The sequence below is a fragment of the Thiohalorhabdus sp. genome (assembly GCF_046545655.1).
In the GTDB taxonomy this organism is placed as follows: Bacteria; Pseudomonadota; Gammaproteobacteria; order Thiohalorhabdales; family Thiohalorhabdaceae; genus Thiohalorhabdus.
The window spans coordinates 41984-62794 of record NZ_JBKGZG010000008.1; the positions used below are offsets into that span (position 1 = coordinate 41984).

Here is a 20811-nt window from a genome sequence, read left to right on the forward strand (position 1 = left end):
TCGAGGAAGGCCATGCTGCGGAAGTTGGGATCCATCCAACGACAGATGGGCGCGCGGGAAGGCAGCCTGTACCTCCTGGCCCGAGTCCTCGATGGGGCCAGCGGTGGACGGGCCGGTCTCTACCGCTACCACCTCTTCTGGCAGCCGGTTCCTCGGGAGCCCCTCCTGCCTTCCGGAAAGGGTGCCCGGATCGCGGTGCGTCCCGTCGCCTCCGAGGACGCGACCCTGGAACGGATGCCCCGGCCCCGGGAAGTGCTGCGGCGCCGCGTGGAGTCGGGAGACCGGTGTCTCGGCGCCTTCCTGGGCGGGGAACTGGTGGGCTTCCTCTGGTACGCGGAGGACCGGTACCGGGAGGACGAGGCCCGTTGCACCTATCGCCTGCCCCCCGGCGGCGCGGCGGTCTGGGACTACGACGTCTACATCGATCCCCGACGCCGTCTGAGCCCCGTTTTCGCCCGGCTCTGGGACGAGGCGGCCGCCCGTTTCCGCGCCGCGGGAGTGCAGGGGACCTTCAGCCGCATCTCCGCCTTCAACACCCCCTCCCTGGCCTCCCAGTATCGGCTGGGGGGCCGGAAATGGGGCACGGTGACCTTCCTCCGGGTGGGGAACTGGCAGCTGGCGGTCTCCAGCCTCGCTCCCCGCCTCCACCTCAGCCGCCGGGCGGAGCCGGTCTTCCAGATGGAAATGCCCGATACCGGCGCGCCGACCCCCTGCGCCGAAGACCAGGGGCGAGGCGGTACGGCCCCGCCCGCCGCCGATCAGAGGGAATAGCCCGCCTCGGCGAGCTTCTCGCGCAGCCCGGGGAGGGGATAGCCGGCTTGGTAGGCCCGGCGTGCCGCCTCGCGGGCCTTTTCATACTCTTCCATATCCAGGTAGGCCAGGCCCAGGTTGTACCAGGCCTCGGGAAACTCCTCCTGGATCTCCAGCGCTTCCCGGTACTTTTCGGTGGCCGTCTCGGGCTTTCCCAGGCGGTGCAGGTAGATCCCGTACAGGAGCTGGACCTCGGGGTCCTCGGGCGAGAAGTTTGCCGCCCGCTGCAGGAAGCACTCCGGAGGAGGGCTGGCCGAGAACTGGGCGTGGGACGTCCATTCCTCCCCGTCCTCCCCCGTGTGGAGCCGGATCATGGCGTACAGGGCCTTGTGGTGGTTGGGGAAGGCCATGAGGGTGTAGTGCAGGTCCCCCACCGGGGTCTGGCTGTTCTCGCCACCGGCCAGGGTCCGAACCTGGTCGGTGAAGTGGAAGTCCTCCACCTTTTTCAGGGTGGAGTCCGAAGAGCTGTACTTGCGGTAGTCGTAGGGCCCGTATCCTTGCTCGGTTCCCTGGAAGCTGGAGCAGGCCTTTCCGTCCAGGGCCTTGCCGGTGTACGGCGCCTCCCCGTCCTGGGCATGAGCCACTGCGGGAAGGCCGGAAAGCGTCACGAGAAGCAGGAAAAGGGCGGTCCGGGAAGTCCCGGGAGGGAAAGAAGTCGGGAAAACCATGCTGGAAACCTCTGGATGGGCGGATCCGCTTTCTGAAATGGTCAAGGCGCTCATTCCATCCTAACTTCCAGCTCCCTCCCGGACAGGGAGCATCTCCCGAAAAACCGGGTTACTTGACGCGGATCAGAAGAAAGCCCCAGGAATACCCGATTATTCGCCCAGCGGATCCCGTTTTTGGAGGTGTTGCTTTCCAAAATCCGTTCCGGCCCTGCGGGGGAAGCGGTATTTTGCGGGCGCTCTTGACCCCATCGGGACGCCGACCTTGGAACAAGGGAAGCCCGGTACTAGCTTGATCCGATGATGCCTGCGCGGGTGCCTGCCCCCCGGACCGGGAAGGGTCCCAGCGGAGGCCGGGGGGCGGCACCGGGCGGAGGGCTCCGGCAAGAGCACCACTGGTACGGGGAGAACGGCATGGCGAGCGTGGAGGAAGTAAGGCAGGTGGTCGGCGATGTCCTCCAGCTGGGGGAGCGGACCGCTTCCCTGGGGCGGGAGACCCCGCTGATCGGGAACATCCCCGAATTCGATTCCATGGCGGTGGTCTCGGTGGTCACCTCCCTGGAGGACCAGTTCGGGGTGGTCATCGAAGACGACGAGATCTCGGCGGAGACCTTCGAGACCGTGGGCAGCCTCGTGGATTTCGTGAACAGCAAGCTGCAAACGCAGGCATGGTGACCCCCTTCTTCCTGGACAGCGCGGGAGGGCGGATCCACTGCACGCTCTTTCACCCCACCAACCCCACCCCGGGGGCACCGGGCCTGGTGTTCCTGCCCCCCTGGGCGGAGGAGGCCAACAAGGCCCGCCGGACGATGGCCCGCCTCGGACATTCGCTAGCTGGCGCCGGCTTCCGGACCCTGGTCCCGGATTTCTACGGTACGGGGGACAGCGAGGGGGATTTCGTCGAAGCCCGGTGGGAGCTCTGGAAGGACAACGTCCGGGACGCCCGCGACCGGCTGAGGGACCGGGAGGCCGGGCCCGTGTACCTGGGAGGCCTGCGCCTGGGCGGCCTGATCGCCGCGGAGACCGCCCGGGAGGTTGCCGAGCCCCCGCCGGGCCTGCTCCTGTGGAGCCCGGTCACCAACGGCCGGCAGACCCTCCGGCAGTTCCTGCGCCTGCGCCTTGCGGCGGGTCTGGGGGTCGGGGGGGACACGTCGCAGGAGCGCACGGCGGACCTGCTGGAGCGCCTGGAGGCCGGGGAAAGCCTGGAGATCGCCGGTTACGAGCTGCATCCCGGCCTGGCCGGGGCCCTGGAGGCCCGCTCTCTCCAGGGGCTGCTTCCGCCGCCGGAAACGGAGGTGATCTGGCTGGACGTGGTTTCGGACCCGGAGGCGGGCCCGCCGCCGGCCTCCCGCAGCGTGGTGGAGGCCTGGCAGGGGCAGGGCAGGTCGGTCCGCCACCGGGGGATCGTCGGGGATCCCTTCTGGGCCACCCAGGAGCTGGTGGATGCGCCCGCCCTGGTGGAAGCCTCCATGGGGTTTCTCAAGCGCCTGGAAGATGCCGAAGTCCCCGGCCATGCTCCCTGAACGGCCCTTCGCCTTCCAGTGCGCCGGCCACACCCTGTGCGGCGTCCTGCACCCTCCGGCCGCGCCCTCGGCGGCCCGTGGGGTGCTGGTGGTCGTGGGAGGCCCCCAGTACCGGGTAGGCAGCCATCGCCAGTTCGTGCTCCTGGCCCGCCACCTGGCCGAGCAGGGGATCCCGGCGCTGCGCTTCGACTACCGCGGCATGGGGGACAGCGAGGGCCGGCTCCACGAATTCGCCGAGATCGAAGCCGACATCCGGGCCGCCGTGGACGCCTTCTTCGAACGCTGGCCGGACCTGGAGGAGGTGGTCCTGTGGGGCCTCTGCGACGCCGCCTCGGCGGCGGCCTTCTACGGTTTCCAGGACCGCCGGGTCGCGGGGCTGGTCCTGCTCAACCCCTGGGTGCGAACCGAGGCCGGCGAGGCGAGGACCCGCCTCAAGCACTACTACCTGGCGCGACTGCGGGAGCCCGCCTTTTGGAAGAAGGTCCTGAGGCTGCGCTGGCAGCCCCGCCGTTCCCTCGGCCATCTGCTGGCGTCCCTGCGGACGCTCGGCGGCCGGGAGAGGGCGGGACCGGCGGAAGACTGGCGCCAGATGCCCTTGCCGCAGCGGATGCTCCACGGCCTGGAGCGCTTCCCGCGGCCGGTCCTCCTGATCCTTAGCGGGCGGGATCTGACGGCCCGGGAGTTCGAGGACACGGTGGCCGCCTCCAAGGGATGGCGGCGCTGGCAGGCGAGCCCTCGGGTGGACACCCGGCGGCTGGAGGAGGCGGACCATACCTTCTCCCGCCGGGTCTGGCGCGAGCAGGTGGAGACGCACACCGCGGACTGGCTCCGCTCCTGGTGAACGCGCGGCCGCGGGGAAGGGCAGGACCTATACCAGGATCTCTTTCGGGGGCGGGTGACCGAGGAAGCGGTGCGGGCTGGCGCTGTAGCCGTAGGCGCCCGACTGGAGAACGGCCACCAGGTCGCCTTCCTCGGCCTGCCCCATCTCGACCCGGTCCGCCAGCAGGTCCAGGGGGGTGCACAGCGGCCCCACCACGCTCACCGTCTCCCGGGGGCCGCCATGGACCCGGCGCGGGGTGACGACCGGATAGTTCTTCCGGATCACCTGGCCGAAGTTGCCCGAGGCGGCGAGGTGGTGGTGGAGCCCGCCATCGGTGATCAGGAAGGTGTGGCCGCGGGAGACCTTGCGGTCCAGCACCCGGCAGGCGTAGACGCCGGCCTCTCCCACCAGGTACCGGCCCAGCTCCAGGATCACCTCCACGGGGCCCAGCCGGTCCCGGCATTCCTCCACTCGGCGCTCCAGGTTCTCGCCGCAGGCAGCGAGGTCCAGGGGCTCCTCGCCCGGGAAGTAGGGGATGCCGAAGCCTCCGCCGATGTTGAGCATCTCCAGCGCCCCGGGAGCCTCCCCGGCGAGGCGGTAGGCCAGGTCGAAGGTGGCGTCCTGGGCCTCCACGAGGCTGGCCGCACTCAGGTTCTGGGAGCCGCTGAAGATGTGCAGCCCCCGGAAGTGCAGCCCCAGCTGACCCAGGCGCCGCAGCACGCCGGGCACCTGCTCGGCGTCGATGCCGAACTGCTTGGGGCCGCCGGACATTTTCATGCCCGAGGACTTGAGCTCGAAGTCCGGGTTCACCCGCACCGCGGCCCGGGGCCGCCGCCCGGCGGCCTCGCCCGCCTCCGCCAGGCGCTCCAGCTCGCCGGGCGACTCCACGTTCACCGTCACCCCCGCCGCCACCGCCGCCCGCAGCTCCTCGCGCCGTTTTCCCGGGCCCGCGATGCTGATTTCCCCCGCCGGGGTCCCGGTGTCCAGGGCGGTACGCAGCTCGCCGAGGGAGGCCACGTCGAAGCCGTCCACCTGCGTCGCGCAATGGCCCACCAACGCCGGCATAGGGTTCGCCTTGACGGCGTAATGCAGGCTGATCTCCCGGGGGATGGCGGCCCGCACGGCGTCCACCCGCCGTCTAATGGCGTCCCGGTCGTAGGCGTAGAAGGGGGTCTGCCCCACCTCCTCCGCCAGAGCGGTAAGGGTTCGGCCGCCGAACAGGAGCTCGTCGTCCTCCACGGCGAAGCGGGACAGGGCGGGATGGGACATGGCGGCGCGGTTCATGGCTCGGGGTCCTGGAAAAGGTCCTGGAATTCTTCCGCCAGGGCGCGCCGGTCCAGCTTGCCGTTGGCGTTGTGGGGCAGGGCGTCCTTGAAGCGCACCGCGCCGGGCACCATGAAGGGCGGCAGCTCCCGGCTGCAATGGCCCATGATCCCTTCCGCGGTGACGCCGGGGGCCTCCGGCTGGATCACCACCACCACGGCCTGGCCGAGCACCGGGTGGGGCACCCCCAGGGCCACCGCCTGGGCGATACCGCCGTGGGCGTAGACGGCCTCCTCCACCTCCGTGGGGCTGATGCGGTAGCCCGAGGATTTGATCAGCTCGTCCTGCCGGGTGAGGAAGTAGAGGAATCCCTCCTCGTCCTTCTGCACCTGGTCCCCGGACCAGACCGCGATCTCGGGGTGGGGCAGCTCGTCCGGCTGGCCGGGGGCCGGGCGGAAGCGTTCCGCCGTTTTCTCCGGGTCGTTCCAGTACCCCCGGGCCACCAGGGCCCCGCGGTGAACCAGCTCGCCGGGCTCCCCGGGGGCGCACTCCGAGCCGTCGGCGCGCACCACCTGGATCTCCGCGTTGGGAATGGCCTTGCCCATGGACTCGGGCCGGCGCTCGAGCTCCTCGGGGGGCAGGTAGGTGGAGCGGAAGGCCTCGGTGAGGCCGTACATCAGGTAGAGCCGGGCCTCGGGCAGGGCCCGGCGCAGGGAGCGGATGGTGGCGCGCGGCATGGCCCCGCCGGAGCTGGTGAGATAGCGCAGGCTCCCACGGGCCTCGCCGGGCCAGTCCTGGCTGGCCAGCTGGTTCCAGAGGGGCGGTACGGCGGCCAGGCCCGTAACCCCGTAGCGGGCCACCGCCCGCGGCACATCGCGGGGCAGGAGATAGTCCATCAAAGCCACGCTCGCCCCCCGGGAGAACGCCGTGGTCAGCTGGCTCAGACCGTAGTCGAAGCTGAAGGGGAGCACCGCCAGCAGCCGGTCCCCGGCGTGGTTGTCCAGGTATTGGGCCACGCTGTCCGCTCCCGCCACCATGTTGCGGTGGGAGAGGACCACCCCCTTGGGGCGGCCCGTGCTGCCGGAGGTGTACAGGATGGCGGCCAGGTCGGCGTCGATGCCCCGCTCCGGCAGGGGGCGGTCCGGTTCCGTGAGCAGGCTGTGCCACCCGAGCCCCAGGCTGCCCAGGGAGGCGGGCAGCTCCCCCGAGGGCCGGTCCGTGACCACCACCCGCCGGAGGTCGGGGCAGTTTGCGAGCTCCCCGGCCAGGAGGTCGGCGCGGTCGGCGCTGGTGATCAGGAAGCGGGCCCCGCTGTCCCGGAGGATGTGGGTCACCTGGCGCGGCTTGAGGAGCGGGTTGACCGGCACGAAGACGCCCCGGGCGGTCGCGGTACCGAACATCCCGTACACCACCTCGGGGACCTTGGGGAGGTACAGGGCCACCCGATCCCCGGCGCGCAGGCCGAGCTCGCGGAGTCCACCGGCCACCACCCGGACCGTCCGCTCCAGATCCCGGTAGGTGATCTCCAGGGATCCGTGGAGGAGGGCGGGGGCGTGAGGCGCGGACTGCGTGGAGCAGTGGATGAAGTCCTGAAGGAGAGTCGCCATGGCGTGCTGCGGCCTTTCCGGGGTCCGGCGGGCTCCTTACCGGGGGGTGGTCCCGGTGCCCTGTTTGATGGCTACGATGCGGGTATAGGGGGTCAGGACGTGCGCCAGCAGGCGGAGCGGCGGCAGCTGGCCGATGGCGGCCAGGGCCAGGCGCCCCGACGGGCTCTTGCGCGAGGCGTCGGTGGTGTCGAAGCGGTCGAAGGCGTTGAATCCGCGCCGGCCCAGGTCCCGCCGCAGCCCGTAGAAGGTGAACCAGTTCACCGCGGGGTAGGTGGCGTAGTTCGCCAGCTGGGGCCGGGTGGTGCGGGCCAGCTCCTCGAACCGGCGCTTGAGGGGGCCGGGGTACCAGCTGTAGAGGGGGAGGTTGAACTCCTCCTGCACGGGGCAGAGCCGGTTGTTGGTGCTCAGGAACAGCACCCCGCCCGGCCGCAGGACCCGGGCGAACTCGTCGAGGCATTCCTGCCAGAACGGCACGTGCTCCAGCAGCTCCGGCACCAGGCAGACGTCCATGGTGCCGTCCTCCCAGGGCAGCTCCGTGGCGCTGCCCACCACGAACTCGATGTCCTGGCCCTCGTGCTCCGCACGCCGGCGCGCCAGGTCCACCAGCTCGGCGTTGATGTCCAGGCCGTGGACGCGGTGGCCGTCGTCGGCCCACAGCTGGCTCTGGGCCCCGGGCCCGCAGCCGATGTCCACCACCTCCAGGGGGCCCTCCCGCTGCTCCGGCGGGAAGGCCCAGAGGACGTCCTCGCGAATGCGCTCCAGACGTTCGCGGTTCTCCTCGGTGAGGCTCTGGCGCGCGTAGTAGTCCACGAAGCGGGAATCGCTGGAATGGTCCCACTGGTCGCCCGCGGCGGGGCTCCCCCGGTTGCCGGTTCGCTCTTCCTGCATGGTCAATCCGTGCCGGTGAGGATTTCGGTTTCGGCGGCGGGCTCGGAGCGGTGGGTCCGGAGCCACTGTTCCAGCATCATCAGCACCCAGGCGAGGGTGCCGAAGTAATCCGCGTGCTCCTCCAGCCGGGCCCCGGTCAGCTCGTCGATCATGGCGGGGCGGATGATTCCCCGGTTGCGCAGGCCGTCCAGGCTGTCCCGGGCCAGATCCTTCAGGGTCGGGTCCTCCTGCATCCAGACCCCGAAGGGGAGCCCGAATCCTTGCTTCTCCTTGGCCAGGATCTCGCGGGGCAGGTAATCCGCAAGCGCCCCCTTGAAGAAATGCCGGAGGCGGGTGCCCCGCATCTTCTGTCCCGGCGGCACCCGCGCGGCCAGGTCCACCACCGGGTCGTCGAGGAAGGGGAACCGCGTCTGGACCCCGCCGAGCTCCCCGGCCAGGGCCACCTTGCGCAGGTCGTCGTCGGCGAGGGTGTATTTCATGTCCAGGGCCAGGAGGCCGTTGATCAGGGCGAAGCCGCGGAGATCGGCGAACTCCCGGCGCATTTCCGCGCGGGGCTGGGTGGGATCCACCTCGGCCAGGAGGTCGTCCGTGAAGACCCGCTGGGGCCCGAGGTGGTCCAGGAGGTTGTAGGTCTCCAGACGGTCCGGCAGGGGGACGGTGGCCTGCTCGATATACCGCCGCAGCTTGCGCACCGGCGGTACGGCATCCCCCCCGGGGACCCCCGAGGCGGGCTCCAGGACGCCGCGCCGCAGCCAGCCCGGGACTCGGTGGTAGAGGGAGAAGATCCACTGCTTGGCGTAGCGGACGTTGCCGGCGAACAGCTCATCCCCGCCATCGCCGCCCAGGAGGACCTCGATGCCGTCCTCCCGAGCCAGGCGGGCGCAGTAGTAGGCGGGCACCACGGAGGCGTTGCCGTAGGGCTGGTCGCTGCCGGCGGCCACCTCCGGGACGGCCTTGGCCACGTCCCCGGGGGTGACGAAGTATTCGTGGTAGTCCGCGCCGAAGTGCTCGGCGGCGATCCGGGCGTAGGCGGTCTCGTCGTAGCCCGGGGCGTCGAAGCCGATGGCGTAGGCGCGCGGGGCCTCGCCGGTCACCTCGCCGAGCATCCCGGTAATCGTGGAGCTGTCGGTGCCGCCGCTCAGGAAGGCCCCGGTGCGGCCCGGACTGGCGGCCCGCTCCACGGCCCCGCGGAGGCTGGACCGGAATCCCTCCCGCAGCTCGGGCAGGGGGGTGTCGTCGTGCTCCTGGAACCCGGGACGCCAGTAGCTCCGGGTTTCCAGTTGATTGGCGGCGAACCGCACCACCTCCCCGGGCCGGAGCCGGTGGATGCCCTGGAACACCGTCCCGGGCCGGGGGATCACGTGGTGGAAGAGATAGTTGAACAGGCTCTGCGGGTTGAGCTCTGCGCCGCAGCGGGGATCGTGCGCGAGCCGGTCGGCCCGGGGCCCGAACAGGAGGGTGTCCCCGCTCAAGGTGTAGGCGAGGTCCATGACGCCCATGCGGTCCACCGCCAGCAGGCCCGTCCGGGAACGGGGGTCCAGGATGGCCAGGGCGAAGGGGCCATGCAGGCCGCGCGGCAGGCCCTCGGGGTCGTGCCGGTAGCGGTTGGCCAGTCGGTGGGCGAGGGCCTCCCCGTCCCCGGCGCCTCCCGAGGCGTCCCGGGGCTGGCCGTGAAAGGCCACCAAAAGGCCGTCCCGGTTGAAGACCCGCCCACCGTGGTCGGGCCGGCCGGCCACCGCGCCGTTTTCCAGGTGGATCCGGTCCGCCTGGGACATGCCTCGGTCGTTCCCGGGGGCCAGCCCGGCCAGAAGGGGATCGGGATCCCCGTTCCCCTGTGGCCCCACCCAGCCCCAGATTCCCTGCATATCGTCTCCCGTGCCTTGGCCAATCGGTGCCCGTACGTCCCCGTAGTGAGGGAACGCGTCCTCTCCCGACCAGAAGATCATGCCCGGCGTTCGGAAAACGAGGCCTGGAACCCGGCCCGGTCAATTCTCCGCGATAATTCAGGGCGGAAGCGGGCTCTCCCCATGGTTCGGCGGGGATTTCCCCGTTCCGGTTAAGGGGTCAGGCGCCGGGGTTGAAGGACCAGGTAGAGTCCGACCGCGGTTAGGGCCCCCAGACCGTCCACGGCGAGGTCCGTGGCCGATGGGTACCGACCGGGGACCCAGCTCTGGTGCCATTCGTCGAAAACGCCATAGGCCATGGCCAGTATCCAGGCCGTGCCGGCGATGCCCTTGGGGCCCAATGGCAGGGCGGTAAGGGGACGGAGCCAGAGCCAGGCCAGGAGGCCGTAGGCAGGAAGGTGGAGGAAGTTCTGGAGGGTGGGGGGCACCCAGGTGAAGGCCTTGAGCACAGCCCCGTCCTCGGGGGCGGCAGTCCCCGGGATGGAGGAAAGGACAAACAGGAGGGCCATGTACAGAGAGGGCCAGAGCACTGCGCGCATGTAGGCTCGCCGATGGAGGCTGCAGGGAATTTTGATGGGGCGAGCTGAACACCCCCTCCGCCACCCGTAGCAGGACATGATGGTTGGGACAAGCCGCCCGCTGGGCGCCTGTGAGGCCGGGCAGGGGCCTCCTTGCCGGTAAAAGGGAATGGTGTTTGGTTGGTTGATAGGTACCTGGCGGGAGCCTCCGGCAGGAGAAACTTTCGGACGGCCAAGGGGAAGTTCGGATGGAACGCCTATCGATTTGGGCGGGAAGGGCGCTGGGACTGCTCTTGCCGCTGGCCGTCGCCTCCGGTGCAGGGGCGGAGATTCCCGCGGATACTTGGGTGAAGCGGGATCCCGATGGTTCCGGAAAGGCTTCTGGAGAACCGGAGTACCGACCGTATTCCGCCTTGGTGGCCGGAGGTGGCTATGTCTTCTATTGGGGCGGCGGCCACAAGACCCACGGCGGCAACGACGTGGACGCTTATATCCCGTCCGAGGACCGCTGGGTCGAGCTGACCGAGGAGGAGGACTGGTCGGAGGCGGATTCCTGGGACCATTTGACCGACGAGGAGAAAAAGAAGCTCAAGAAGGCCCGCGGGGGCGGGTGGCACGTGGACTATCTAAGTCCCCGGGGCCGGCCGCTGACCGCCCATTCCTACACCCAGATGGCCTGGTGGGCCGACCGGGAGCGTTTCTGCATCTCCAAGTTTGGAATCTGGTGCTACGACCCCGCCGAGGGCGACGAGGAGGGCGCCTGGGAGGAGGTGGGGGAGCGGGTTCCCGTGGACAAGAACGCCATCGCCCCCTGGAACCTCACCTACGATCCCGACCTCGAGACCCTGGTCTCCTTCACCGGGACGGGGAAGATCGAGGGCTATACGTTCAACCCCGGGCTCGGGACCTGGGAGCGGCGGGTGAAAACGGGAGGCAAGAACTGGGATGCCTGGACCGAGGTGTTCTCCGTCTATGCCCCGGAGCGGGAGGAGCACATCGTCTACGGGGCGGGACGCTGGGCTCGGGTAGACCTGCAGAAGATGCGGGCCGAGGAGATGACCCAGCTGGAGGAGGTCGCCGGCTCCCAGCCGCAGAGCTTTTCCCTAGTATGGGCCCCGGAGCTGGAGAAGGCCCTGCTGGCGGGGCGGATGGACGGGGAGCTGCAGCTCTGGACCTACGACCCGGACAAGGACGTGTGGGGGCGGTTCTTCCTGGACGGCGGCGGCCCCACGGACGCCCACGGGAAATGGAGCACCTTGGTCCGGGACAGGGAATCCGGCCTGTACACGTTCCTGGCGGCCGACTCCGAAGACACCTCGCAGGTCCCGGAGACCTGGGTCTTCCGGCTGTCCGGAAAGGAGCGGAAGGTGTCCCGCTGCCCCTATGACGCCTGCGTCGGGGACAGGTACCTGCACGGTAGCCTGCAGGCGGCCCTGGATGCGGCGCCCGAGGGCGGAACCGTTGGGGTGGCCCCGGGCACCTATCGCCAGTGCGGCGTCATCGAGCGGGCCGTGACCCTCAAGCCCCTGGAGGGCCGGCCGCACCTGCGCGACGAAATCTGCAAGGGCAAGGGGGTGCTGGTGGTGGAGGCCCCCGGCCGGGTGGTGGTGGAGGGCCTGGAGGTCAGTGGGGCCAGTCGGGAGAAGGCCATCTGGATGCACCAAGGGGCCGGGGAGCTTGTGCTCCGGGACCTGAAGGTCCACGACAGCGGCATGGGGGTTCTGGCGGTGCCGGGAGCCGGTTCCCTGCGGATCTACGATTCCGAGATCTACGCCATCGACGACCCCGGAGAGCACGCCCATTTCGTCTACGGGGGGGAGAACGCGGAGCTGGTCTTGGAGGGAAACTACCTGCACGGCGGCTCCGATGGCCATTTCATCAAGGCCAAGTCCGTGGATGCGCGTATCCGTTACAACTTCATCCACCAACAGGCCCGTACCGATGCGAACATCATCAACATCTGGGGCTGTGGCGAGAACCAGGTGGTCGGCAACGCCATCCGGAGCGGAGCGCAGGACCACCCCGCCATCGCCATGGATTTCACCCCGCGGGTCAATTACGGCGAGCGGGTGCCATGTCCGGTGGACCATGCCCGGGCCGAGGTGGCGTTCAACAGCTACCTCAAAGAGGGGCGGCGCGGCTGGTCGGCACTGGTCATGGACAAGGTGGGGATGGATCTGGTGCTGAAGAACAACGTGGTGGCCGGGGCCTCCCTCCTGCACGAGGGGGGTGACGGCGAGGCTACCCTGGAGGGCGAGAACGCCCGGGTCCAGGGCTTCGAAGACCGCCTTCTGCGGCCGGCCCGCCCCATCCCGGCGGTGGACTCGCCCGTCGTGCCCGACCGGCAATACACCCCGGTGGGGACGGAGGCGCGGGAGAACGCCAGTATCATGGGGGCTTACGGGACCCGCCGGAGAGAGGGCTCCGGGGTGGCCGGCCGGCACCCCTGATCCCGGGCCGGCCCTCGGATGGAGACGCCGAAAGGCCGGCCTCCGGGGTGGCGGGCCAGCAAGTGGGGGCAATGATGCACGGGAACCGAGCTCCTCGCGGTTGGCGCCGGGTGGTGCCGCTTGCGATGGCCGTCCTTCTTGGGCTGGTCCTTGGAAGCGCCCGGGCAGAGCTTGCGGACCGCATTCCGGAGGTCAAGGCATCGGTGGTGGGAGTGGGCACGGTAACGCCTACCAGGCAGCCATCGGCCGAGCTCCGGGGGACGGGGTTCGTTATCGGTGACGGCACCCTGGTCCTTACCAATGCCCACGTGCTCCCGGGCTCCCTGGACGAGGAGCGGCGGGAGCAACTGGCCGTCTTCGCCGGGGAGGGCAAGGACGGGGAGGTGCGGCGGGCCCGCGAGGTGGCCACTGATCCGAAGCACGACCTCGCCCTGCTGGAGATGGAGGGCCGTTCCCTGCCGGCCCTCCCCCTGGGGGACTCGGACCGGGTACGGGAAGGGGATGTGTACGCATTCACGGGCTTCCCTATCGGCATGGTCCTGGGATTGCATCCCGTGACCCACCGCGGCATCGTATCGGCGATTACCCCCATCGCCACGCCTTTGAACCGGGCCCAGGATCTCGAGCCGGCCACCGTGCAGCGGCTGGATGAGCCCTATGAGGTGTTTCAGTTGGACGCTACCGCCTATCCCGGGAACAGCGGGAGCCCCCTCTACCATCCCGAAAAGGGGGAGGTGGTGGGCGTGGTGAACCGGGTGTTCATCAAGGAGACCAAGGAGGCCATCCTGGAGAAGCCGAGCGGGATCTCCTACGCCGTCCCCATCAAGTACGCCATGCCGCTTCTCCGCAGAGGAGGGGTCGCCGAGTGAATCCCGGTGGCGCCCCAGGAGGAAAGGGTGCCTCCGAGCCCGGGCTGCGAGGCATCCTCCTCGGTTTCTGGGGGGGCTACCTCCTCCTGGCCGTCTTCCTGAGCCTGCTCCCCTTCGAGCTTGAATGGCGCTCCCCCGCCGAGGCCTGGCGGGCCTTTCTCTCCGCCCCTGACATGCAGTCCCCCTTCGGTTCGCGCGTGGACTGGGCGAGCAACGTGGTCCTTGCCTTTCCCGGCGGGCTGCTGCTGGCCGCCGCCCTGGGGGGTTGGCACCAGGGCTGGAGAGCGGGACTCCGCATGCTCCTGGCCCTCGGCCTCACCATGCTGGTGGCCCCGGTCCTGGAGTTCCTGCAGGTGTACGTCCCGGAGCGCGTTCCCGCCCGGAACGACATCCTCGCCCAGTGGTTGGGCGGATTCCTGGGAGTGATGACCTGGGCCCTCCTCGGGAAATGGGCCCGGGAGGTAGCGGCCAGCCGCCCGGCGGACCCGCACCGGGGAGTGGAGGTCCTGGGCGCTGGCTACCTGCTGGCCTACCTGGGGATGGCCTTTTTCCCCTTCGACTTCACGTTTTCGGCCCCGGGGGGGGCGGAGAATGGGGGTTGGCTGACCTTCCTCGAGCCGTCCCCATGCGGCCCGGCCTGCTTGGCGGGGCTGGCCGCCGAGGCACTCCTGGCGCTTCCCATCGGCTGGGCCCTGGGGATCTTCCTGCAGGACCGGGGCCGGGGAAGTCCGGGCCGGGTTGCGGGGGCGGCCTTCTTGTTCGCGGCGGTCGTGGAGCTGATCCAGGGGGCCTTGGCCCACGAGACGACGGAGATCCTATCGATCCTGACACGGGCAGCCGGGATCCTGGGGGGGTACGCCCAGGTGGCGGCGGGTCTCTATCCCCGAGTGGGCTGGCTGCGGCGCCATGCCTCCGCGCTGTGGGGGGTGGGCCTCGGGGGGTATCTGGTACTCCTGGCCGTCCTGAACGGTTGGTTTGGCGGGCCGTTGCGCAATCCCGATGAGATCGCCGGAGCCATGCTCGACCTGGATTTCACCCCCCTGCGCTCCTACGGGCGGGAGGTGGGCACCCTGGGCCTGGTGGTGGGACATGCCCTGATGTACGCCCCGGTCGGCCTGTTCTGCTGGCTCCGGGGGCGGCTCCGGGGCGTCCCCGGAGCGCTGGGCTGTGCCTTTCGCTGGGGAGTGGTGGTTGCCCTGTCGGCCGAGGCCGGGGCCCTGCTGTTCGCCGGCCAGGAGCCCCACCCGTGGAGCCTGGTGGTCTCGCCGGCGGCCGCCGCCGGCATGTTTGTCCTGCTGCGCCGGGTGGCCCGCACCCTCCAATCCCCGGGCACGGCACCTGGCTGAGGAGCGGGGGCGCCGTTCCGTGGCTTCCACGCGGCCCTGACTCCTACCCCGCTAGGCCCAGGCCTCGCAGCGCTTCCTCTCCCAGGCGAGGGCGGAGCGTACGATCTCCTCCAGGTCGTCGTGCTCGGGCCTCCACCCCAGCTCCCGGCGGATGCGCTCGGTGTTGGCCACCAGGGCGGGCGGGTCGCCGGGGCGCCGTTCCTCCTCCCGCACGGGCAGCTGCCTGCCGCTAACCCGCTCCACCGTGTCCAAAACCTCGCGGACGCTGTAGCCGTGGCCGTAGCCCACGTTGAAGGTGGTGGACGGTCCCCCACCGCGGAGGTAGTCGAGGCACCGGATGTGGGCGGCGGCCAGATCCTCCACATGGATGAAGTCCCGCACCCCGGTGCCGTCGGGCGTGGGGTAGTCGATGCCGTAGATGGGCACCAGGTCCCGCTGGCCGGTGGCCGCCTCGCAGGCCACCTTGATGAGGAGGGTGGCCTCTGGGGTGGATTGCCCGATGCGGCCTTCGGGGTCGGCCCCGGCCACGTTGAAGTAGCGCAGGGAGACGTGGCGCAGGGAGCCGGAGGAGGCCGTGTCCCGCAGCATCCATTCGCTGACCAGCTTGGAGGTTCCATAGGGGTTGATGGGGTACAGGGGGTCGTCCTCGGCCACCGGGATATGCTCCGGGATGCCGTAGACCGCCGCCGAGGAGGAGAAAATGAGGTGGCGGATTCCGGCCTGCAGAGTGGCGCCCGCCAGGGCCCGGGTCTTGCAGGAGTTCTCGCCGTAGTACATCAGGGGGTCGGCGACGGATTCCGGGACCACCGTGCGGGCGGCGAAATGCATGACGGCGTCCAGCCGGTGATCCTCGAGTAGCTCGCGGACGAGCGCTGTGTCCCCGGCGTCCCCCAGCACCAGGTCCCCATAAAGGACCGCTCCGGCCCTCCCGGTGCTCAGGTCATCCAGGACCACCACCGGCTCTCCCCGCTCCCCGAGCTGGCGGACCACGTGGCTTCCGATATAGCCGGCACCGCCCGTTACCAGGACTCCACCCATTTATTGCGATCCTCCGCGGTATGTCTCGCGTATTTCTTCACCTATCCCCGGTGGGTGGAGGTCCGGTCAATCGGGCGGATTCCTCAACCGAACCCAGATCAAGCGGGGGAGGGGAATACGGGGACGGGTGCCGGCGGTTGACCATGGTCAAGCCCCGCTCATGGCCAGGGGGTAGTGGGGGATATACCTTGGGAATGGGGGCTGACAGGTTCGTCGACAATTTCCGGGTTTCGGAGGGCATCCATGGACGGCGAAACGGTGGTACCCGTGCTGCTTTCGGGAGGGGTGGGAAGCCGCCTGTGGCCCCTGTCCCGCGAGCTGTATCCGAAACAGTTCATGGCCCTGACGGGGGAGGACACCATGCTGCAGGAGACCTGCCGCCGGGTGGCCGACCTGGAGGGCTTGTCCGCGCCCGTGGCCGTCTGCCACGAGGACCACCGCTTCCTGGTGGCGGAGCAGCTGAAGCGGATCGGGGTGGAAGACGCCAGCGTCCTCCTGGAGCCGGCCGGACGGAACACGGCCCCGGCGGTGGCGGCGGCGGCCCTGGAGGCCCTGAGCCGCCAGGAGGACCCTCTGCTCCTGGTGATGCCGGCCGACCATGTCATGGAACATGCCTATCAGTTCGTGCGGTCGGTGCGTAAGGGGATGGATAGCGCCGCCGGGGGCGGGCTGGTGACCTTCGGGGTGCCGCCCACGGCCCCGGAGACGGGGTACGGGTATATCCGGGCCCGGGACTTGGGTCCCGACGGCGGGGCGGGGCCGGTGGTGCAGTTCGTGGAGAAGCCGGACCGGGCCACCGCCGAGGGCTTCCTGCGCTCCGGCGACTACCTCTGGAACAGCGGGATCTTCCTGTTCCGGGCCAGCCGGTATCTGGAGGAGCTGGAGAGCCACGCCCCGGCGGTGCTCGAGGCGGTGCGCGCCGCCTATGAGGGGGCCGAGCGGGACCTGGATTTCCTGCGACTGGAGAGGCAGGCCTTCGGCACCTCCCCCAGCAATTCCGTGGACTACGCGGTGATGGAGCACACCGATGCGGCCTTCGTGGTCCCCATGGAGGCCGGCTGGAGCGACGTAGGCTCCTGGAGCGCGCTGTACGAGGCAGGCGAACCGGACGACGCGGGCAACCTACTAATCGGCGACGTTATCAGCCACGGGGGGCGCAACAACTACATCCGGTCCGAGAACCGGCTGGTGGCCGCCGTGGGGGTGGAGGACCACCTGGTGGTGGAAACCGCCGACGCCGTGCTGGTGGCTCCGCGCGCCCGCGCCCAGGAGATCAAGGGGGTGGTGGAGGAGCTCCGGGAGACGGGACGCGAAGAGGCCCTGAACCATCGGCGGGTGCTGCGTCCGTGGGGCTCCTACGAGACCATCACGGTGGCGGAGCGCTTCCAGGTGAAGCATCTGCTGGTGAAACCGGGCAGCAGCCTGTCCATGCAGCTGCATCACCATCGCGCCGAGCACTGGGTGGTGGTGCGGGGGACGGCCCGGGTGACCCGGGACGGCGAGGAGTTCCTGCTCACCGAGGACCAGTCCACCTATATCCCCATCGGCACCACCCACCGCATCCTCAACCCCGGCAACATCGACCTGGAGCTCATTGAGGTGCAGACGGGGAGCTACCTGGGCGAGGACGACATCGTCCGCTTCCACGACGCCTACAACCGGGGGTGAGGGAGGCCGGCAGGTCCCGGCCTCTTTCTACAGGCTCCAGTACACCGTTTCCGGGGGCAGGCGGTCCGGCTCCAGGCGGGCCTTGAGGTCCACCAGCACCCCTCCGGGCGCCAGGGGACGCAGCAGCTCCCCTGGGTCCGTATCCTGATAGGCCCCGTGGGGCACCGCCAGGATCATGGCGTCCACCTCCGGCCACTCCTCCGGGTCCACCAGCTCCACGCCGTATTCCTCCCACGCGGCCTGCGGATCGGCCAGTGGGTCGGAGACCACGGTCTGGACGCCGAATTCCGCCAGCTCCGCGATGATGTCCGGAACCCGGCTGTTGCGGATGTCCGGTACGTTCTCCTTGAAGGTCAGGCCGAGGATGCCCACCCGGGAGCTTTTCACCCGCCGCCCCGTCTGGATCAGGAGCTTCACCACCCGCTGGGCGATGTACTCCCCCATGCCGTCGTTGACCCGCCGGCCCGCCAGGATGACGTGGGGGTGGTAGCCGACGGCCTCCGCCTTGGCGGTTAGGTAATAGGGGTCCACGCCGATGCAGTGGCCGCCAACCAGACCCGGGGAGAAGGGCAGGAAGTTCCACTTGGTGCCCGCTGCCTCCAGGACCTCGTTGGTGCGCACCCCGATGCGGTCGAAGATCAGCGCCAGCTCGTTCATCAGGGCGATGTTCAGGTCCCGTTGCGTATTCTCGATGACCTTGGCGGCCTCGGCGGTCTTTATGGAGGGGGCGCGGTGTACGCCGGCCGAGACGACGGCCCCGTAGGCGGCGGCCAGACGCTCCAGGGCCTCCTCATCCTCCCCGGAAACCACCTTCACGATGCGGTCCAGGGTGTGCTCCCGGTCCCCCGGGTTGATCCGCTCGGGGGAATAGCCGAGCTTGAAGTCCACGCCCTGGCGGAGCCCCGAGTGCTCGGCAAGGATGGGCCCGCAGCACTCCTCGGTGACCCCGGGGTAGACCGTGGACTCGAAGGCCACCAGGTCTCCTCTGGAAAGCCTCGGCCCCAGGGTGGCGCACGCCTGCCGCAGTGGGCGCAGGTCCGGCTGGTGGTTGCCGTCCAGCGGGGTCGGCACCGTGACCACGTACAGGGAACACCCCTCCAGGTCGTCCGGGTCGGCCGTGAAGGACAGGGAGGTCGTGGCCAGCTCTTCCTTGTCCACCTCCCCGGTCTCGTCCCGTCCTTCCCGCAGGGCGGAGATGCGCCGCGAGCTGATGTCGAAGCCAACGGCGTCCTCGAAATGCCTTGCGAATCCAAGGGCGACGGGCAATCCCACGTAGCCCAGGCCCACCACGCCAATGCGTTCTTCCAAGATCTGCCCCTTCCCCCGCCTCCGCGCCGTGTGCGCGGACCGGGATATGCGAAAGGCTATCCCGAGCCGTTGCCGGCCCCCATCCCGCCGTCATAGCAGGGGCGGACACCAGGCGAAAATGGCGAAGCCCCCTGGACTTGACCAGCCAGCCGGTACGCCGCGGAAAGGGACCATGCCGGCTCTCGGGAAACGGTTCGGGGCGTTCGCCTAGGATTGGGAAAGCGGCCGGAGAAATGGGATTGCCCTTACAGGGCAGGGTGCGGGCCTGTCCGAAAAAACCCTATACAGACGGGCCCTACCTACATGGTTGTAAAATGGGCATTCGCTCCAATCGGCAGCTCGCTACACCAAGCGCCTTTTGCCCTTTGGGGAGCAGCGGGCCCGCCCCTGCAGCAGGGCGGAGGAACTTGCGCACAAGCCCATACGGACAACGCCGTTATCATCGTTCCTTTCTGTTTTTTACGAATGCAGACGGGCCCCAAAAGGCCCACCGCGCCCACTCCGATACCGCGACTGCCCGCGGGAAGGGTGTGCGCCTGGCTCGGCTGTGTCCTATGCCTGGCCATCGGAAACGGGACCATGGCCCATTCCTCTACCGGCTCCCTGGAGCCATCCTCCACGGCCTGCCCCTGGTGGGCGACCGAGGAAATCAGAGGCCAAGCCCAGGAAGAAGAGGAAGAGGCAGAGGCGGAAAACCCCGCAGGCGGGCAAGGGAATGAGCTGGTCAATGCGCTGGATAGCACCCATGCCTCCATCACCCGCGGCCTGGAGTACACCGTGCGGCAGGTGGACGCCTTTTTCGCCAACGAGCGCGTCTTCGAGGAGGCGACCGACAGCTATCTGCAGATGGAGGGGTCCGCAGTCTGGAGAAAGCGGGAAGGGACTCAGTTCAGTGGGGACATCAAGGCCCGTGCCGAGCTGCCCCGTCTGGAGCGGAAATGGGCACTGCTGTTCGAGTCGGACGGGGAGACCACCAGCGGGGAGGATCGGGAACCGCTGCAGAGGCGCCCGAAGGAGGTGGTGGAGCAGAACGATTACTTCCTTTCCGTGCAGCGACGTCTCAACGGGGATTCCGAGTGGGATATCCGCCCCTCGGCCGGGATCAAGGTGAAATATCCGCCGGACCCCTTTGCCCGGCTGCGGCTCTACCGATATTTCAAGCTGGGGACTTGGCTAGGCCGGGCCTCGGGGGATACATCCTGGTTCGTCTCCGACGGATTCGGCTCCGGGGTCCAGTGGGATATGGACCGCGCCCTGGGCCGCACCATGCTGTTTCGGGCCACGACCTCCTTCGGCTGGCAGGAGAAGAACGATTATTACAAGGGGCAGCAGAAGCTCACCCTGTTTCACGACCTGAGCGATCACGACGCCTTCGCCTACGAGGCGGGGATGGTCGCCACGAACGAGCAGTCCTGGGCCGCGACGGAATATTTCGTCCGCGCCGATTACCGGCGGGAGCTGAACCGGAGGTGGCTCTACCTGGACATTACCCCCGAGGTGTCCTTTCCGCGCTCCCGGGGATTCCGAGAGGAGCGGTCCCTGACGGTCACCCTGGGCGTCATCTTCGGGCGGGAATATCTGCGGCGGTCGGAGGGGAGGTAGGGCCCTTTGGGCGGGCAGCCAACAGGAGGAAACGGTTAACACCCTTCCGGGCAAGGCCCATGGGGGCGCGGCAACCCCGGTTCGTTCAGGCCCGGCGGGCCTGAAGCTCCCGCAGGGCCGAGACCAGCTCGTCGCCGTGCCCCGAGGGTTTTACCCGGTGATAGACCCGGGCGACCCGCCCCTCGGGGTCGATGAGAAAAGTACGGCGCTTGGGGAAACGGATGGGGCCGAGGGCGAAAAGGGCACCGTAGGCCGCGGACACCTCTCCATCCGGGTCGGAGAGAAGGGGGAAAGACAGGCCATGCCGGCCGGCGAAGGCCGCGTGACGTTCCGGAGGATCCATGCTCACCCCCAGGACATGCGCCCCCAACTCCTGCAGCGGGCTCCCAGCGTCGCGCAGGCTGCAGGCCTCGCGGGTGCAGCCCGGCGTGTTGTCCCGGGGATAGAAGTACAGCACCACCCAGCGGCCCCGGAATTCCTGAAGGCTCCGTGGCTGGCCGTCCTGGTCCGGGAGCCGGAAATCGGGAGCGGC

Annotated in this window: 18 protein-coding genes; 9 read left to right on the forward strand and 9 right to left on the reverse strand. The window is 69.3% G+C overall.

The window, feature by feature from the left end; all coding sequences use genetic code 11:
* Positions 1 to 12: 12 nt before the first annotated feature.
* Positions 13 to 771, forward strand: a complete 759-nt coding sequence (locus ACLFRB_RS03310; protein WP_411067576.1) for a GNAT family N-acetyltransferase — start codon at positions 13 to 15, stop codon at positions 769 to 771.
* Here the strand turns inward: ACLFRB_RS03310 and ACLFRB_RS03315 are convergent.
* The gene (locus ACLFRB_RS03315) at positions 759 to 1394 is read right to left on the reverse strand and encodes a tetratricopeptide repeat protein (protein WP_411067577.1); all 636 of its coding nucleotides are present in this window, start codon (positions 1392 to 1394) and stop codon (positions 759 to 761) included. The two genes, ACLFRB_RS03310 and ACLFRB_RS03315, sit on opposite strands and share 13 nt — an antisense overlap.
* 495 nt (positions 1395 to 1889) lie before the next feature.
* Here ACLFRB_RS03315 and ACLFRB_RS03320 point away from each other — a divergent pair, with 495 nt between their 5' ends.
* Genes ACLFRB_RS03320 through ACLFRB_RS03330 form a run of 3 tightly spaced genes read left to right on the forward strand, consistent with a single transcriptional unit; the run spans position 1890 to position 3839 of the window.
* Entirely contained in the window at positions 1890 to 2150 is a 261-nt protein-coding gene (locus ACLFRB_RS03320; RefSeq protein ID WP_411067578.1) for an acyl carrier protein, read from the forward strand.
* Positions 2144 to 2998 carry a hydrolase 2, exosortase A system-associated gene (locus ACLFRB_RS03325; RefSeq protein WP_411067579.1) on the forward strand — a complete coding sequence of 285 codons (855 nt, stop codon included), beginning with the start codon at positions 2144 to 2146 and terminating at the stop codon, positions 2996 to 2998. Before ACLFRB_RS03320 ends, ACLFRB_RS03325 begins: the two co-directional genes overlap by 7 nt.
* Entirely contained in the window at positions 2988 to 3839 is an 852-nt protein-coding gene (locus ACLFRB_RS03330; RefSeq protein WP_411067580.1) for a hydrolase 1, exosortase A system-associated, read from the forward strand. The genes ACLFRB_RS03325 and ACLFRB_RS03330 overlap by 11 nt, the downstream gene beginning before the upstream one ends.
* Positions 3840 to 3866: 27 nt before the next feature.
* Here the strand turns inward: ACLFRB_RS03330 and ACLFRB_RS03335 are convergent, their stop codons facing one another.
* The 5 genes from ACLFRB_RS03335 to ACLFRB_RS03355 all read right to left on the reverse strand — a co-directional run bounded on the left by ACLFRB_RS03335 (position 3867) and on the right by ACLFRB_RS03355 (position 10019).
* Positions 3867 to 5102 carry a pyridoxal-dependent decarboxylase, exosortase A system-associated gene (locus tag ACLFRB_RS03335; protein WP_411067581.1) on the reverse strand — a complete coding sequence of 412 codons (1236 nt, stop codon included), beginning with the start codon at positions 5100 to 5102 and terminating at the stop codon, positions 3867 to 3869.
* Complete coding sequence (locus ACLFRB_RS03340) at positions 5099 to 6688, reverse strand: acyl-CoA ligase (AMP-forming), exosortase A system-associated (protein ID WP_411067582.1); 1590 nt, start codon at positions 6686 to 6688, stop codon at positions 5099 to 5101. The genes ACLFRB_RS03335 and ACLFRB_RS03340 overlap by 4 nt, the downstream gene beginning before the upstream one ends.
* Positions 6689 to 6724: 36 nt before the next feature.
* Entirely contained in the window at positions 6725 to 7576 is an 852-nt protein-coding gene (locus ACLFRB_RS03345; RefSeq protein ID WP_411067583.1) for a class I SAM-dependent methyltransferase, read from the reverse strand.
* Positions 7577 to 7578: 2 nt separating this feature from the next.
* A complete protein-coding gene (locus ACLFRB_RS03350; protein WP_411067584.1) occupies positions 7579 to 9441 on the reverse strand; it encodes an asparagine synthetase B family protein in 1863 nt (620 codons plus the stop codon).
* Between the two features lie 191 nt (positions 9442 to 9632).
* Complete coding sequence (locus tag ACLFRB_RS03355) at positions 9633 to 10019, reverse strand: VanZ family protein (protein WP_411067585.1); 387 nt, start codon at positions 10017 to 10019, stop codon at positions 9633 to 9635.
* Positions 10020 to 10411: 392 nt separating this feature from the next.
* Between ACLFRB_RS03355 and ACLFRB_RS03360 the strand changes: the two genes are divergently transcribed.
* The 3 genes from ACLFRB_RS03360 (at position 10412) to ACLFRB_RS03370 (ending at position 14663) form a co-directional block, all read left to right on the forward strand.
* On the forward strand, positions 10412 to 12448 hold the full coding sequence (locus tag ACLFRB_RS03360; protein ID WP_411067586.1) for a nitrous oxide reductase family maturation protein NosD: 2037 nt from the start codon (positions 10412 to 10414) through the stop codon (positions 12446 to 12448).
* A gap of 125 nt (positions 12449 to 12573) precedes the next feature.
* A complete protein-coding gene (locus ACLFRB_RS03365; RefSeq protein WP_411067587.1) occupies positions 12574 to 13317 on the forward strand; it encodes a S1C family serine protease in 744 nt (247 codons plus the stop codon).
* Positions 13314 to 14663, forward strand: coding sequence for a VanZ family protein (locus ACLFRB_RS03370; protein ID WP_411067588.1), 1350 nt, complete (start codon positions 13314 to 13316; stop codon positions 14661 to 14663). The genes ACLFRB_RS03365 and ACLFRB_RS03370 overlap by 4 nt, the downstream gene beginning before the upstream one ends.
* A gap of 51 nt (positions 14664 to 14714) precedes the next feature.
* Here ACLFRB_RS03370 and galE read toward each other — a convergent pair whose 3' ends face one another.
* Entirely contained in the window at positions 14715 to 15701 is a 987-nt protein-coding gene (galE, locus tag ACLFRB_RS03375) for a UDP-glucose 4-epimerase GalE (protein ID WP_411067589.1), read from the reverse strand.
* A gap of 243 nt (positions 15702 to 15944) precedes the next feature.
* Between galE and ACLFRB_RS03380 the strand changes: the two genes are divergently transcribed.
* Positions 15945 to 17369: a mannose-1-phosphate guanylyltransferase/mannose-6-phosphate isomerase gene (locus ACLFRB_RS03380; RefSeq protein WP_411067590.1), complete on the forward strand. Its 1425-nt coding sequence runs from the start codon at positions 15945 to 15947 to the stop codon at positions 17367 to 17369.
* Between the two features lie 27 nt (positions 17370 to 17396).
* Here the strand turns inward: ACLFRB_RS03380 and ACLFRB_RS03385 are convergent, their stop codons facing one another.
* Entirely contained in the window at positions 17397 to 18677 is a 1281-nt protein-coding gene (locus tag ACLFRB_RS03385; protein WP_411067591.1) for a nucleotide sugar dehydrogenase, read from the reverse strand.
* Between the two features lie 579 nt (positions 18678 to 19256).
* Between ACLFRB_RS03385 and ACLFRB_RS03390 the strand changes: the two genes are divergently transcribed.
* Positions 19257 to 20279 (forward strand): hypothetical protein, encoded by a 1023-nt coding sequence (locus ACLFRB_RS03390; protein ID WP_411067592.1) that lies wholly within the window; start codon positions 19257 to 19259, stop codon positions 20277 to 20279.
* An 85-nt stretch (positions 20280 to 20364) separates the two neighbouring features.
* Here ACLFRB_RS03390 and ACLFRB_RS03395 read toward each other — a convergent pair.
* The coding region (locus tag ACLFRB_RS03395; RefSeq protein WP_411067593.1) for a peroxiredoxin at positions 20365 to 20811 on the reverse strand (447 nt) is incomplete at its 5' end.